The sequence below is a fragment of the Kocuria sp. KH4 genome, assembly GCF_053711175.1.
The window spans coordinates 113,067-129,428 of sequence record NZ_JBSJYX010000003.1 but is presented as its reverse complement, the minus strand read 5'-3'; the positions used below and the strand labels follow the sequence as shown (position 1 = coordinate 129,428).

General features: G+C 67.2%; 5 protein-coding genes. 4 read left to right on the top strand and 1 reads right to left on the bottom strand.

All coding sequences use genetic code 11. The features are described from left to right. Positions 1-327: 327 nt before the first annotated feature. A complete protein-coding gene (locus tag ACWCOM_RS03900) occupies positions 328-5,784 on the bottom strand; it encodes a DUF3320 domain-containing protein (protein WP_454547426.1) in 5,457 nt (1,818 codons plus the stop codon). A 569-nt stretch (positions 5,785-6,353) separates the two neighbouring features. Here ACWCOM_RS03900 and ACWCOM_RS03895 point away from each other — a divergent pair. The 4 genes from ACWCOM_RS03895 to ACWCOM_RS03880 all read left to right on the top strand — a co-directional run bounded on the left by ACWCOM_RS03895 (position 6,354) and on the right by ACWCOM_RS03880 (position 16,119). After that, positions 6,354-9,233, top strand: coding sequence for a PD-(D/E)XK nuclease family protein (locus ACWCOM_RS03895; protein ID WP_454547425.1), 2,880 nt, complete (start codon positions 6,354-6,356; stop codon positions 9,231-9,233). Then, on the top strand, positions 9,230-12,619 hold the full coding sequence (locus ACWCOM_RS03890) for a UvrD-helicase domain-containing protein (RefSeq protein ID WP_454547424.1): 3,390 nt from the start codon (positions 9,230-9,232) through the stop codon (positions 12,617-12,619). Before ACWCOM_RS03895 ends, ACWCOM_RS03890 begins: the two co-directional genes overlap by 4 nt. Before the next feature lie 141 nt (positions 12,620-12,760). After that, on the top strand, positions 12,761-13,939 hold the full coding sequence (locus ACWCOM_RS03885; RefSeq protein WP_454547423.1) for a DUF3320 domain-containing protein: 1,179 nt from the start codon (positions 12,761-12,763) through the stop codon (positions 13,937-13,939). A 98-nt stretch (positions 13,940-14,037) separates the two neighbouring features. Beyond that, complete coding sequence (locus ACWCOM_RS03880) at positions 14,038-16,119, top strand: GmrSD restriction endonuclease domain-containing protein (protein ID WP_454547422.1); 2,082 nt, start codon at positions 14,038-14,040, stop codon at positions 16,117-16,119. The last annotated feature ends 243 nt before the right edge of the window (positions 16,120-16,362 follow it).

The window sequence follows — 16,362 nt, the reverse complement described above, 5'->3', positions numbered from 1 at the left end:
CTGACCGATCACCTGTTGCTGGGGTGGTGCCGTGCGGGCCGAAGGACGAGCCGGACGCACTCGAGGCCCAGTGGGTCGAGGATCACCAGCCGGCGCTCAATACAGATGGCACGGAGCATGAACGTCTCCTCATGGACCTGAAGCGCGGGTTCATGACTGCCATCACCCGCCCAGGCTGAGGCGCTTATTCTCCACATGAGACTGAAGTGCGGCCGGCGACCGGCGTGAGCGGAGAATGTCGCGCGCAGTTTCGCCGACCCGAGCCCGTGTCCCTACCCCATCACTTCGCACGACGAGCATGCCCAGTCAGCGCGACACTCCACGTGACTACGGATTCAGCACCGCCGCTTCGTCCAGACTGATGTATTGACCTTCCTCGGCCGCATCCCCGTCCTCGATCAGTTCTGAGAGCACTGAAGCAAGCCGTCGACTGATGTCGACGCCCGTGCGGGACCACCCGAAAAGGCGCGCGATCGCCGTGATCAGATCCTCTCGGGAAACCGATCCAACATCGCGGAGCATCATCGCGTATGCAAGACGCAGTTCATCGTCGTGGATCTGCTCCACTTTTCGGGCTGCTCCGTTGGCGGGAACACGGACACGATAGACAGGTCGGTTCGGCAGGTCCACAAAAGCATCGTCACGCACCACCTCGGCCAGCTCGATGGCGGCATCGATGTTGTCACGGACCCGGTAGCCGATCCGTCCGATGCCCCACGCCGATCGGAGACGGTGGTGAATGAGGTCGATGTGGACCGGTCCCTCGACCTCCGCGATCTTCTGCACCGCGGAGGCCAGGTCGGACCGGCTCTCCTTCTCTGCCGGGTCCGCCCACCGAGGACGTTGCCCGACTTCGGCGAGCATGTACTCGGTCGACCACGAAGGCACAGACGAGTGCTCGACCGATGCGGTCTCGACCTTGGGCCGCTCCAAGCGAGTCGGTGCGACTCCTGCGTCGGTGTCGTCTGCCTCGCGAACAGCATTCTCGATGGCCGCCCGCAGACGCTCCTCCTCACCCTTGCGGTCGCGATACCAGGCTGTGCCCCAGATCCGGTGCAGCCGCCAGCCGAGCCCCTGGAGGACCTGCTCACGCAGACGATCGCGGTCCCGGGCCGCCGGCGCCGAGTGGTACTGGTATCCGTCGCACTCGACACCGAGAGCGAAGATCCCCGGGCGTTCCGGGTGCCGGACTCCGATGTCGATGCGATAGCCGGCCGCGCCCACCTGGCATTCGAGGACATAGCCCCAGGAGCGGATGACACCGACCACCGACTCCTCGAACGGGCTCTCAGGCCCGAGCCCGCTGGTACCCAGGTCGACGGCAAGCGCTTTCCGCCCTCGTTCGGCATAGTCGAGATAGGCGCGCAGATGTTCCACACTCTCGTTCTCGGACGGCGGTATGTTTCCAGCCCTCAGCGAGGCGACCACCTCGACCCGCTGCCGAGCACGAGTGATGGCCACGTTGAGCCGCCGCCACCCCTTGGGCTTGTTCAGCACGCCGAAATTCGTGGTGATCTTCCCCGCTTCGTCCGGGCCGTATCCGATGGAGAAGATGATGACGTCGCGCTCGTCGCCCTGCACGGATTCCAGTGACTTGATGAAGAACGCGTGCAGACGGTCGTCGTTGTCGAAGAACCGATCGAGGTCACGTCGCGTTTCTCGCGCCTTGTCGAGAGCGTCGTAGATCGCCTCCGCCTGAGCCGTTGAGAAGGTGACGACGCCGAGGGTGAGATGCGGCCGGTTGGTGAAGTGATCGATCACCCGGTCCGCGACCATCGCCGCTTCGAGAGGGTTGTCCGCTCCCCCACCACGCCGGTAGACGCCTCCCGCGTGGAAGAACTCGACGCCGACCTCCGAGCCGTCGGACTGAGCGCTCGGGTAGGTGACCAGCTTCCCGTCGTAGAACTTCTGGTTGGAGAACGCGATCAAGTCCTCATGGCGGCTGCGGTAGTGCCACTTGAGACCGAGGTTGTTGAAGGCACCACAGCCCTTGGTCAGCTCCAGCACGGACTGAAAATCGGAGACGTCGGTTTCTCCGTCCCCTTCGTCGTCCCCGACGCGCTCGAAGAACGACGTCGGGGGCAACTGCTTGTCATCGCCGGCCAAGATGAGCGCCTGGCCGCGGTAGATGCAGTTGATGGAGTCCCCGGGGGTGACCTGAGACGCCTCGTCGAAGATGACGACGTCGAATTTCATGTCAGGAGGCAGGTACTGGCTGACCGCCAGCGGGGACATCATGAAGCACGGCTTCACGGCCAACGCGGTGTCGCGCGTTCGTGCGATCAGCTCACGGACCGAGAGGTGACGGGATTTCTTCATCCCCTCTCGTCTGATGACGCCGGGCTCGCCGACGGCGGTCATCGACGGCCGTCGCGCATTGACCGCGCGCATGATGTCGCTGGCTGCGTTGAGGATCAGCTCTTTGTCGAGGTCCTGGTACAGGGCGACGAGATCATCCCGGTCATCTGCCCCGAACGGTTCGAGCCGGTCGTCACTCTGGAAGACGTGGTCGACCCACGACCTCAGCAGCGCCCGTTCGGCCACATCGGCGACAGCATCGGATGGGAGCCCCTCTTTGACGCAGAACTCGATCGCGGCATCGAGCCCGAGCACGGCGAGCTGCTCCCGCGCTTTCACGTGCGCGAACCATTCATCCTGCCCGGCGCTGTCCTCCTGCAGCTCGCGGATGAACTCCGCCGCGTTGCGATACTCGTCCAGTTCGCTCAGCAGTTCAGCATGTCGTGCCTCTGCGAACGCGTGCACGATGCGCCCTCGGGCCTCAGTCCACTTCTCGAGCGCCGGCGCGAGATTGTCGGTCCGCGACGAGGTGGCCAATGCCTCCACCTGACTCACGGTGAGAGGTCCACCCGCGAGCGAGCGCATGCGCGCGGCCCATGCCAACGAGTCGTCGAGCGCCGCCAAGTCCGTGTCGACACCCCTGTAGTGGCCGCCGAACATCTCCGCGAAGGCGTCCGCATCACGGTCGAAGCCGTCCCGAACCTTCACGGTGGAGGAGTGAAGCGTCAGGAGCTGTCCTGCCTCATCGAGGGTGACGGCTCGTCCGACTGCTGCGTCGATCGTGGCCACTCGGGCCGCCGTCTGCTTCAACGGCTCGACGTGCACGTCCAACCACGCTGTCGACGTGCCGATGGGGGCCAGGAGCAGATCGTTTCTCCCCGCCAGGGCAGGTGCCGGACGCAGGGATCGCTTCCAGTGCTCGAGGTCCTCGGTGATCTCCTGCACCAGGGCGCGATACGCAGCGGGAGGCTCGTCGACGGCCAAGTAGCGCATCAGTGCGGACGGCATTTCGCTCTCTCGCACGAGACGCATGGCCGAGTGTGCCGTCCGCAATCCCTGGGCGACGTCGACGAAGTCCGTCTCCGCTGCATTCCAGTACGGCCCCAACGCCCCGGAGTGCTGTTCGACAGCAGATGCGTATTCGTCCGCCGCCTCTCCCCACGCAATGGCAAGATGCAGGTGCTCGATGCCCGCCTCGATGTCCGTTGAGTCGTTCAGCAGTGCGGTCACGGCTCGCTTGTCCGCGCGATATGCGCCCGACAGCTTCTTCAGGCCCTTGTGGACGTTGACGAAGCGATCGTGGAGCTCGGCCACAGGAGCGTTGAGCGCCTCGTCGGTGAAATACTCACGGGCCCTCGTCTGCACGGCATGAAAGCGGACGATGCGCTCTTCGAGGACGGCAAGTGCCTCTTCAGCCGCCGCGTGCCCATCCCGCGTCAGCCAATCCGGATGGGGTCGCGGCGTCTCGAACCCGAGGGCGACCAACCCCAAGATCCTCTCCGCGTCCTCGTACGTCTCCACCGGGGGCATTCCGAGACGCTGAGCAAACCCGCGGAGCTGGTCGAGTCGCTCTTCCAGGCGGCGTGAGGCGGCCTCGAACTCGTCGGCGAGCTGTTGTGCTGACGCGGCCGTCAGACCTCCCAGGACGATAGGCGCGGGGTCCGAGGCGATGGGCGTCGGCGCATCCGGAACGTCGTCGGGGGCCGGCATGGAATTCCATGGAACACCGGCGCCGTCCAGGAACGCCTTCTCGGCGGACGCGACCGCACCGATGCCGGCCCCCAGCTTCTCGCGGCCACCGGTCAGCTCGTCCCAGTCTGATGTGGTCAGCCATGCGTCCAGCACCCCGGGCGGACGGCGCACGTGCTGTTCTTCGAGGAGGGTCACGAGCGTGCTCGCCTCGCTGGGGCGAGCCAGCCCGAACGACGCAGCCAGTGCTGCGTGCGTCGTCGTGACGCCTTCCAGTTCTTCGAGGGCGGAATTGGCCTGGTAGAGGCGTATCTCGAGGGATGACGGGTCCAGGACCTCGCGCCACAGGTACGTGCTTCCCTGCTCCGCGGGTCCCCATGCGCGTCGGAGCCGCTGGACGGTCTGCTGGAACGACTGGTAATCGGCCTGGCTCAGGTCTGCCGGCGGCAGCTCGGGCATCGGCGCAGCAGGCGCGTGGACCAGGTGACTCAGAAGTCCGATAACCTGGTGCAGCGACATGCCCAGCGGCAGACGCACCTCGTTCATCGCCTCTGCGTACGCATTGAGACGTTGCCGTTGGTCGGTCACGCTCGTCCGCGAGAGGTTGTCCATGCCCCGGGGCGGGATGGGTACGGTGTCGAGCGCCTTGGCGAGGCTCAACGCCACTTCCTTGCGGCTTGCCTTGTGGCTGTGCAGCTCCAGCAGATAGTTCTCCAGGCCGGCATCGGCCAAGCGGTTGCGCACCACCTCCAGTGCGGCTGCTTTCTCAGAGACGAACAGCACGCTCTTGCCGGCGTGCAACAGGGCGCCGATCATGTTCGCGATGGTCTGGGACTTGCCCGTGCCCGGCGGGCCGTCCATCACGAAGCTCTTGCCGGCCACCGCTGCGGCAACCGACGCCCTCTGGGAGGAATCTGCGTCCAGGACGAGGGGCATGTCCTCCGGGGGCGCCTGGTGATCGATGTCGGACGCCGGAATAGGGTCGAAGATGAACTCCGGGCTCTGCGACGCCGGGTCCCGCGTGCCGAGCGCCTGCACCACGGGGTGGGCAAGGACCAGTTCCTCGTTGTCCAGCAGGTCGCGGTACATCGCCTCCTTGTGGAAGGAGAACGTGGACAGGAGCACGGTCGGCTCCACGCCCCAGTGGGCGTGCTGGCGCACCGATCTCCTGACGCTCTCCAGAAGGTCGTCGACGCTGGATGCCCCGGTCGTTTCGACGTCCGGCAGCGTGACACCGAGTTCACGCATTCTGAGCGTCAGTGCCGGATTGAGAACCACGTCGTCGTCGCCCACAGTGAGCGTGGGCGTGCCCTTGGGCCCCGACGGGTGGAGCTCGACGGGAACGAGCAGCAGCGGGCTCGACATCGACGTCCCGTCGACGTCCTCCCAGTTCAGCATGCCCAGCGCCACGTACAGGACGGTCAGCCCTCGGTCGAGATACTCGGCATTGGCCTTTCGCATGAGGTTCCGAAGCGCGGCACCCAACTCTGCATCGGGACGGGGACTGTGGAGCACTGCGCCTTTGGTGTCTGCATCGACCACCGGATCGGTGGTCGATTCGTCATCCTCCTCGGGCGGGTCGTCGCCGTCCTGGACCCGCCGGTCGGGGGCGCCCTGGAACCTCCATTCCGTGCCCGCCGACAAGCCGGAGAAGATTTCCTGAGGATCCGGACGGTTGATGGCCACGGTTCCGGACTTGCTGGCCTTGAACTTGATGAGTCGATTGACGCCTGAAAGGTTCACCAGCCCTTCGCGCCACACCTCGAGAGCAGCCGCGACTTCGGTGCGTTCCTTCATTTGCCCACCGTCCACATCTTTTGATCCCCCTGTGCTCAGCGCCTCTGCCCTGGGATCCTCCGGACAGGATTTTGCACTAGTTAAGTTTCATACTGTAGGTGCTGCAACCACGCAAGCGGACTGAACGAATGGCTGCAACATGCCGACCTCAGTAGGACCAGCGTTCCTGGCGGCTCTCGAGAGGCCCTCCAGGGGCGTGCACGACGATGGGGCTCTGCACGGCCCCTGCGGCCGTTGAATCTGCCTCCTCAGTGAAGCGGCTGTTCAAGCACCATCACCAGTCACGCGGTGACCATCTTGTGCCGCCCTGCAACAGGCAGGGCTCCAGGCCTGTGCCACAGACCGAGGAGTCCTGCACTTCAAAAAATCAGCAACCCTCGGGACTTCAAAAAATAAAGCTGGCCAGTCGTGCGATGTCCCAGTCCGCCCTTACAGTCGGATATCGGATTGCAGATGAAAACAGGCCTGCCGGATGCGTCCCCTGCAAAGAGGACGCGACCCACGAAATTGTCGTCGTGGCGGCGACCTCGCTGCGATTCCGGAAACGCTTCGAGGAGAGGAAGAACGCCGTGACGACTGCAGAGCCGGTGGACGTGGAGTCGGCCTGGATCACCCTGGCGGACCGTGTGTCCGAGGTCCGCGCGGGCTCCCCGCTGGCCCGGGTCACGATCCTGGTTCCCACTCCGGCCAGTGGCCTCGACGTCATCCGGCGCCTCGCGCGGGAGGCGGCTCGCGAAGGCGGGCAAGGGATCGCCAACGTGCGCGCCGTGACCGTCGACCAGCTCGCCACGGAGATCTTCCTCGTCGACGCTGCCCGGTCCCGCAAGCCTCTCACCCCGATGGTGCGGCAGGCCGCCGCGGCGGGGCTGCTCGCCGTGGAGCCCGGGCGCTTCGACTACTGCGCGGACCGCCCCGTCACCGCCCAGGCCCTCGCCCGGTGCTCGGCCACCCTCGACGGCATCGAGCTCGATCCCACCGGAGCGCCTCCGGTCGTCTCCGAGGTGCACCGCGCCCACCAGGCCGTCACCGCACGGCTGGAGGGCGGCTTCTGGTCCCGCCACGAGGCCCTGACCACGGCCGCGGAGCGGATTGCCGCAGGCAAGGCCGGCGACATCGGCACCGTCCTCGCCTTCGCCCTGCCGACGGCCACCGAGCCGGCCACCACCGCGGTCCTCGAGGCGCTCGGCCTCGACGACAGCGACGTTCTGAACGCCGGTCGCCCCGACCTGGCCGGAGCTCACTGGATGAGCGCCTCCGACCCCGAGGACGAGTCTCGTGCCGCCGCTCGGGCAGTGGCGTCCTGGCTCGCAGGCGGCGCCCCGGGCCACCGCATCGGCGTCTTCTGGTCCTCGGAGGAGATCTACCGTCCGCTCGTCGCCCGGCGGCTGCAGGATGCGGGCATCGAGTTCAACGGCCCGGCCCCTGTGCAGCTCGTCGACACCCCCATGGCCCGCAGCGTCCTGCGGCTGCTCGATCACCTCCCCGCGCCCGGGGAACTGCTGTCCGTCCGCCCGTTGCTGGAGGCGATCGCCGAGGGCCTCGTGCGCCACCGGGATCTCCCCCTGCCCTCCTCCGCGGCCTGCGAGCGCCTGTGGGTCAACCCCGTGAGCACGGAGGACGACGACGCCGAACCGGTGGCAGATCCCGGCGACCAGGGCACCGCCGCGGCGGAGGACCGCGCAGCAGAGAAGAAGCGGAAGCGCAGAGAGGCCCAGCGGCAGTTCGATGCCTTCCACCAGGCACTGTCCGCCCAGCTGCACGAGGTCGGACAGGCCGGCTCGTGGAGTGCTACCTCCGAGGTCCTTCTGCGCCTGGTGGACGACTTCCTGGCCGCCACCGGCCCAGAGGAGCCCACCCGGGCCGCGGCCCGGACGATGCTGCGGGACGCCCTCACGGACCTGGCCGACCTCGACGGCTGCGGGTCGACCCCGGAGTCGCGGACCGTGGCGCACACCGTGCAGGAGGTCATCACCGCCCACCGCTCGAGGACCGGGCGCATCGGCACCGGCGTGACCACCGGCTCGCTCGGCGACGCCCTGGGCCGCGACCTCGACCATGCCGTGTTCCTGGGCCTGGCCGACGGTCTCGTACCCGTCCATGCCCGGGAGGATGCGCTGCTCCCCGAGGACGTCCGCAGACGCACCGAGGGTCTGCCGGAACTGGACGAGCGCGTCCGGAGACAGAGGGAACTCTTCGAGGCCGCACTGAGCGTAGTCCCGGCGCCGCTGCTGCTCCAGCCTCGGGGCAGTCTGCGGGAGAGCCGCACGTACCTCCCCTCGCGCTGGCTCCCGGCCCTGCTCGGCCGGGATGAGCCGGAGACCGCGATCCCCTCCGCCGTCGCGGCCCTGCGGGACAGCGCCGGTTGGGCCCCGGACGAGACGCCGCAGCCGGCCACGGCGCAAGAACTGCGCCAGCAGTGGCTGACCGTCCGCGGCCATCACCCGGGCGATCTGGATAGCGAACACCTGAACCGCGCCCTCGAGATGCGCGCCGACCGGCGGCGCGGCCGGTTCACCCGCTATACCGGCCACGCGGGCCCGGCGGCCCTTCCCGAGGACTTCCTGAACCGTCCCGTCTCTCCCACGGCGCTGGAGGAGTGGGTCAACAACCCCTTCGGCTACTTCGTCACCAAGGTCCTGGGCGCCGAGCTGTTCGCGGACCGGGAGCTCGCGCAGCACATCGACCCGCTCACCAAGGGCAACATCCTGCACGAGGCGCTGGAGCACCACGCGAACCAGGCCCTGGCGAACGGTGCCCTTCCGCCGGTCGAGCACCTGCTCGGGGAGGCCGAGCGGATCATGGCGCGGGAGCGCAACGAGTACTGGATCGAGGACCTCTGGCAGCACCATCGGGCCGAGATGCTCGAGCAGCTGCGGGAGACGCACGCGCACCTCAAGGACCAGCACGCCGGAGGCTGGGGCCTCAACGCTCCCGAGGTCGACTTCGGCGAGGACCCGGAGATAGCCCTCGATCTCCCGGACGGCACCGTGTTGCGCTTCCGCGGCAAGGTGGACCGAGTGGACCGCCACGAGGACGGCACGATGCGGGTGGTCGACTACAAGTCGGGACGCCGGGACAAGTTCAAGGCCATCACCCCGGAGGACCCGACCGCCGGCGGCACCAAGTTCCAGCTGCCCGTCTACGGCCTGTTCGCCCGCTCCCTCGGCGGGGCGGACGTGCGCGCCGAGTACTGGTTTCTCGGCGCACCCGGCGAGCCGGTCGGCTACGAGTTGACCGACGACGTGGTCGACGCCCTCCGCGCCGATGCCCACGGCATTGTCACCGCGCTGCGCGCCGGGATTTTCCCGCACCGTCCCGAGTCGGAGCGCTACACCAACGTCACCACCGTCTGCGGCCACCGGGACGTGACGACCCTGTGGGAAAAGCTCCAGGACGCCCCCGAGCTCGGACCCCACCTCGTGCTGCTGACCCAGGAGGAGACTCGATGACCCCGGAAACCCTGCAGATCGAGCTCGTCGACGAGGACGCCCGCGAGACCATCCGCCACGAGCTCGGGTCCTCCGTGTTCGTGGAGGCCGGCGCCGGCAGCGGCAAGACCCGCGAGATGGTCCAGCGCGTCGTGGCGCTGGTGGACCGCGGCACGCCCATCACCGCGGTCGTCGCCATCACCTTCACCGAGAAGGCGGCCGGGGAGCTCCGCGAGCGCGTCCGGGCCGCGCTCGGGGCCGGGTCCGACGACGACGCCGTGCGCTCCCGCCGCGGCACAGCCCTGCACGACCTGGACATCGCTCCGATCGGCACCATTCACTCCTTCGCCGCCCGGATCATCCGGGAGAACCCGCTGGAGGCCCAGGTCCCGCCGGGCATCGAGACCCTCGACGAGATCGCGTCCTCGCTGGCCTTCGAGGACCGGTGGCAGCAGATCGTCGGCGCGCTGTTCGGCAAGCCCGAGCACTCCGCGGCCATGGAGGTGCTGTTCTCCTGCGACATGAAGCTGAACACGCTCCGCGACACGGCCAAGGCGATGGACCGAAACTGGGACCGATTGCCGTGGGAAGAAGCAAAGAAGAGCGACTTCACCATTCCGGACACAGAGTGGTCGAAGATCGTCCGGCCGTGCGACGAGCTACGCCGCATGCGCGGGGGGTGTAAGACCGAGGACGATCTTCTCTACATCGCGACGGGTCTGCTGCTCGGCTGGGCGAATGACATTGAGACCGCTCGGCGCGGTGCTCTTAGAACGGCGCTCTCTCACCTGGCCAAGGTGCCCACCAAGAACTTCAGCAAGGGATCCAAGACGAAATGGACTGGTGACGTCGGTGAGGTCCGGGCGCTCGCGAAGGATATCAGCGACCGTGCTGTGGCACTCAAAGAAACGGTGATCCGCCAGTCCTTGGACCTCGTCATCGTCGTGATGGCCTCCGTTCTGCGCGAGGCCGCCGACGAGCGCCGCCGGCAGGGACGGCTGGAATTTCACGATCAGCTCGTGCTGGCCCGGGACCTGCTCGTTGGCGAGGAGCACGCCGAGGTCCGGGCCCGCCTGCACGGCCGCTACGCGTGCCTGATGATCGACGAGTTCCAGGACACCGACCCCATCCAGGCCGAGATCGCCCTGCGCCTGGCCTCGTCCGTCTCCTGCGGGCCCGACGACTGGCGGGAGCTGCCCGTGGACGGCGGGCGGCTGTTCACGGTCGGCGACCCGAAGCAGTCCATCTACCGGTTCCGGCGGGCGGACATCGAGACCTACCTGGGCTTCCAGGAGCGCGCCGCGGCGGAGGCGTCGTCGTCGATCGCGACCCTGCAGACCAACTTCCGCTCCGTGGGGCCCGTGCTGGAGTGGGTCAACGCGGTGTTCGGCGTGCTCATCGAGGAGGAGCACGGCCGGCAGCCGGCCTACGTGCCGCTCGTGCCGGACCCGGCGCGCCCGCCGCTGCCGGAGGGCTTCGGGCACCCCGTGAGCGTGATCGGCCTGACCCTGCCCGGCGCCGAGGACGGCGGGAAGCTCAAGGCCGCCGAGCTGCATGAGCGGGAGGCCCGGCATGTGGCGCACACGGTGCTCACCGCACTCGGTCGGACCGGCGGACCAGCCTGGCGGCACCAGGAGGGGCGCGACGACGCGGAAACCCGGCCCGTCACCGAGGAGGACATCGCGATTCTGCTCCCCACCCGCACGTCGCTCGAGGTGCTGGAGAAGGCGCTCGACGAGGCGGGCATCGTCTACCGGGCCGAGGCCTCATCGCTGGTCTACGGCGCCGCGGAGGTCCGGGAGCTCATGCTGATCCTGCAGGCGCTGGCGAACCCGGCCGACTCGGGCCGGCTCGTGCTGGCCCTGCGGACGTCGATCCTCGGTTGCGGGGACGACGAGCTGGCCGCCTGGCGCCTCGGGGGCGGCTGGTGGAACTACCGGGCGGACGCCCCCGAAGGGCTCGAAGACACCCGCGTGGCCCGCACCTTGCTGGCGCTGCGGAACCTCTCGCAGGAGCTGTCCCGGTCCGGCGTCGCGGACCTCATGGAGTGCGTCCTCGAGCAGTTCCTGGTGCTGGAGGCCGCCACGGACTCGCCTCGGCACCGGGAGACGTGGCGGCGGCTGCGCTTCGTCGTGGACCAGGCCCGCGCCTGGGGCACCGCCACGCACGGGAGCCTGCGCGACTACCTGCGCTGGGCCGAGACCCAGACGGCGGAGGGCGCCCGGGTGAAGGAGGCGGTCGTCCCCGAGACCGACGCGAAGGCCGTGCGGATCACCACGGTGCACGCGGCCAAGGGCCTGGAGTACCCGGTGGTGATCCTCGCCGGCACCGGCACCAAGGTGCCGCCGACTACCCACCACGTGCTCTTCGCCGAGGACGGGGCGATGGAGGTCTCCCTCAAGACCGGGCTGAGCACCGCCGGCCATGGGGAGCTCAAGGAGCGGGAGAAGGAGATGCTCACGGCCGAGCGGCTGCGGCTGCTCTACGTGGCGTGCACCCGGGCACAGAGCCACCTGGTGGTGTCGCTGTACACGGTCTCGGAGACGGGTGGGTCCTCGCACGCGGCGCAATTGCGGAAGGCGCACGTGGCCGGCACGCCCGAGCTGCCGTTCGAGGTCGTCGAGAGCGTCCGCCGCCCGACGGAGACCGTCCCGGAGGAGAGGTCCTGGGACGAGGTGCTCGCCGACTGGACCACGGTGAGCGGGCGCTGGGCCGAGGCATCGCGGGTCGAGGGCAGCCGGTCGGTGACGCGGGTGGCGCACGCGGCGCCACCCACTCCACCGGTCGAGAGCGGAGTCTCCGTTCCCTCGCCCTCCCCCGCGCAGGCACCGGCGGGCGACGACGCTCCCGCCGCCCCGCACCTCCCGTCCCCGGCGGAGCCCGAGCGGTTCGTGCCGCTGGAGAGTCCTCCCGTCGAGTCCCGGCACGAGTTGCTGCACGGCCCGGAGTTCGGCACGGCCTTGCACCGGCTGATGGAGCTGTGCGACCTCACGGACCGCGAGTCGCTCGACCGCCACGCCCCGGCTGTCGCCGAGCTGCATGACTTGCCCGACATCGAGGCACTGCTCGCCTGCGCCCGCTGGGCCTGGGACTCCGACCCCGTGCGGGCGGCCGCCGCGGGCGAACACTGGAAGGAGCTGCCGGTCGCCACCGTGGACGAGGACGGCGCCGTGCTCGAGGGCGTGGTGGACCTGCTGTACCGGGAGCCGGGCGGGGACTACTTCGTGGTGGATTACAAGACGGACATGGCGCTCTCTCAGGTGAGCCAGGAGGCCTACCGACAGCAGCTGTCCCTATACGCCGGCCAGCTGGAGCGGATCACCGGCGGACGCGTGCGGGAATTGGTGCTGGTGTGCTGTCAGCCGACGGTGCGGCAGGTGATGGCGTACGAGCACGTCGGGCGATGAGCTGGAAAACGGGAACGCAGTACATCGATGAGTCACTCACGGGGACTGCCGTGGTCCCTTGCTAGCGCGTCCGACCCGTCTCATAGATTTGCATCAAGGAATGCGCCACGATGTCGCGGCGCTCCCCAGAATGGAGAAGCCATGCCCATGACCCCCGACCTATACGTGCACCAGTCCTTAAAGATCCTCGGACAGGGACTGGAGCCACACATTCGCGCAGTGTTGAAGGCGCACCTCGGCAATCTGGAGTGGACCGAAGTGCTGCGCGTGCTCGACGAAGATCGCGGTAAGCACGGTTACACCTACGACCCTCAAGACGTTGCCCTGCAACTGCGCATGGTCACCGAACGGCTCGGCAACCTGGGCTTCCCCTTCAGCGCCACCGACAAGCACCGCACACTCGGCACTTACGGCGGCGTCCTGCGTCTGGTCCGTAACCAGGTGGCGCACCACGCCGAACTCAGTGTGCTCGATGCCCTGCGCGCCGTGGACACCGTGCGCATTGTGCTGGACTTCATCGGCGACGGAGCCGGCGTCAGCCAGATCATGGATCTGCGCCACCAGGTCATCGACGAGCTGGTCAAGGACCACGGGTCCGACGAACCCGAGGCTCAGCAGGAGGAACCCGCGCCGCCGGAATCTACGACAGGCACCGAGGAGCCGACACCCGCGCCGGAACGCATCCCGACGGAGGAGGACGAGGAGGTCGATGTCCGTGGGGGTGTCCAGGAGACCGTCACCGACCGACCGCGCGGAGCACGCTCTCTCAAGTGGGAGCCGTGGGAGGTCGAAGTCGTTGGCGAGCCGGAGATGCTCGAAAGTCTCAAAAAGCTGGCCCACCGTGAGAGCGTGCGGGGGGTCATCGAGACTGTGGTCGACGCCGAGGGGCCGATTCACCGCGACCGGCTCGTCTCGCTGGTTTGCCAGGCCCACGGCGCCAAACGGGCGACCGCAGCCAAGCGAAAGAAGGTGGAGCACCAGATCGGCAACGCCGAGGTGCAGGTCGACGCCGACGGTTTCGTGTGGCCGCAGGGTCTCGACGTCGACCGCTGGCTCCTGGCACGCCGGAGCACCCCGGCGCAGCGGCGGATTGATGAGGTGAGCCCGGTCGAGCTTGCCAATGCTCTCGAGGTCGTTCTGTCGCGCCACGGCTCATTGCCCATGGACGAGGCCAAGCAGGCAGTGCTGAAATTTTTCGGCCGAGTGAAGACCAACAAGTCCACGGATGCCCAGCTCGGGCGATCCCTGCTGGTGGCCCAGCAGCGTGGTCGGGTCGCGCTGGAGGGTGAACAGCTGGTGAGTGCTGCGGTGCCGGCTTAGAAATGATGCAGGCATCGGGCCACGCGCCCGAACTTGCCCGGGGGAATGTGCGGTCTCCGAGGCCGCTCCCCGATCAACGACAAGGTATAGATGGAGCCATGGTTGCCGCACAAGAAACGACTCTGCAGAAGATTCTCGAGGGCGAGAATCAGTATCTGGTGCCCCTCTACCAGAGGCCGTACCAATGGGGAAAGGCGCAATGGAGCGTTCTGTGGCAGGACATCGTTCAGCTCACCGAGGACATAAAAGAGGATCCTTCCTCGAACCACTTCATCGGCTCGCTGGTTCTCGCTCCGTATGCAGGCAATGTCGCCGGCGGGCTGACCCGTCACCTCGTCGTCGATGGCCAGCAACGCTTGACCACTCTGACAATTCTCCTGGTCGCCATTCACGACCATATCTTGAGTCATGACTCCGCTGCCCGGCGAGGAGCGGAGCGGATCAAGAACACGTTCCTCACCAATCAGTACCTGGAAGATCCGTATCGAACCAAGCTGGTCCCCACTCAGGCCGACCGAGACGCCTACTCGGCCGTTATCGATGGGGTGCCCGGCGCGGACGGTGAGGGGCACATCGGCTCCGCTTACCGCTGGTTCCGCACCGCTCTGATCGATACCGAACTGCCGGTGGAGGAGATCGAGAAGGCAACCACTAGCCGGCTTTCCTTGGTGTCGATCAGCACGGCCGAGTCGGACAACGTTCACCGCATCTTCGAGTCGCTCAACAACACCGGACTCAAACTGTCGCAGGGAGACCTGCTCCGGAACCACATCTTCATGCGGCTTCCCGAGCAGGGTGACCACGTCTACCGCACCCTGTGGAAGCCACTCCAGGATCTGCTGACGCGGGAGGAGTTGGACACTCTCTTCTGGCTCGATCTGGTGCAGCGCAAGCCCACGGTGAAGATTGGCGACACCTATCAGGCGCAGAAGAAGCGTTTCGAGGCGTTCGGCACGGAGGACGAGATCGCCGCTGAAGTACGGCGCCTCCTCGAGCTAGCTCGTCTCTACCGCCTCATCGTCCGGCCTGAGGAGGAGGGGTCGGCGCCCGTGCGGCGCCGACTCCAGCGGTTGCAGGCGTGGGCTTCAGCCACTGTCGCCCCGCTGGTCCTGCACCTGCTGCATCTGCGGGCCGAGGGACGCTTCGACGACGAGGCGCTCGCCGGCGCACTCCTGGTCATCGAATCGTTGCTGGTGCGGCGGCTGCTCGTGGGCCGCCCATCGATGGGCTTGAACCGCATGTTCGCGCAGACGGTCCAGGACATCGGCCGCAGCTCAGACGTCGACAAAGAGCTGCGAGACTACTTCTCCCGCGGTCAGCGGCACTACTCGACCGACCAGGACATCCGGCAGGCCGTGGCAAACGTCCCGTTCTATGCGGTCGGACGTGCCAGCCAGCGCAAGCTTCTGCTGACCTGGATCGAGGAGCTCTTCGAGAGTCGAGAGCCTGTGGACCCTGCAAAGCTGAGTATTGAGCACGTCCTTCCGCAGACCCTCTCCTCGTCATGGCGGCAGAGCCTCTCCGCCGCGGTGGGCGAGGACCGGGTGGATGAGGTGCACCAGGACATCGTCCACACCCTTGGCAATCTGACTCTGACCGGATACAACTCGCCCATGGGCAACCGCCCGTTTGAGGATAAGAAGATAGAGCTCGGTCGGAGCGGACTCCGCATGAATCAAGCGATCGCCGCCGCTATCGAGTGGGGACCCGAGCAGATCCAACAACGCGGCCAGCAGCTCATGGAAATGATCATCGAGGCGTGGCCCGGCCCGAACACCGCCGTCAAGGACAGCGGCCCCAACAATCTGTGGCACCGCTTGGACCAAATGCTCACGGAAATTCCTGCCGGCCGGTGGACTACCTACGGAGATCTAGCGAAGGCTCTGGGGACGGCAGCCCAGCCCATTGGCAACCGGCTCCGAGACGCCCCCGTCCCGAACCCGCACCGGGTGCTCACCTCCTCCGCGAAGCCATCACCAGATTTCCGCTGGGGTGAGGAGGACCGGACCGATGATCCCGCCGAGATGTTGAAGCAGGAAGGCGTCCTTTTCGACAAGTCAGGGCGGGCGGATTCCGAGCAGCGGCTCTTTGCAGCCGACCTTGTGCGGTTGGTGACGGACGAGGAGGATCTCGACGACGAGGCTCTCGCCACCGACTCGTCCTCGGATGAGTTGTTCTAGCACCCTCATCGGAGGGTCGAAGAATTCCCGGGCAAAGGAATGTGTTCTGTCCGATGTCATGTCATGCCAGCGGTAGACCTGGGATTTCTGCAAGTCTTCGACGAGAGGAAGAGCGCCGTGGCGACGGCACTGCCGGCCAGCGGTCTCGGTGTTGTGGGCGGGCTCGCCCACAAGACAGAGCACAACTCGTTCTCGACTGGGATCAGTCGAGTTCCTCCTAACAGGCTGCCGAGCCATCTTGGA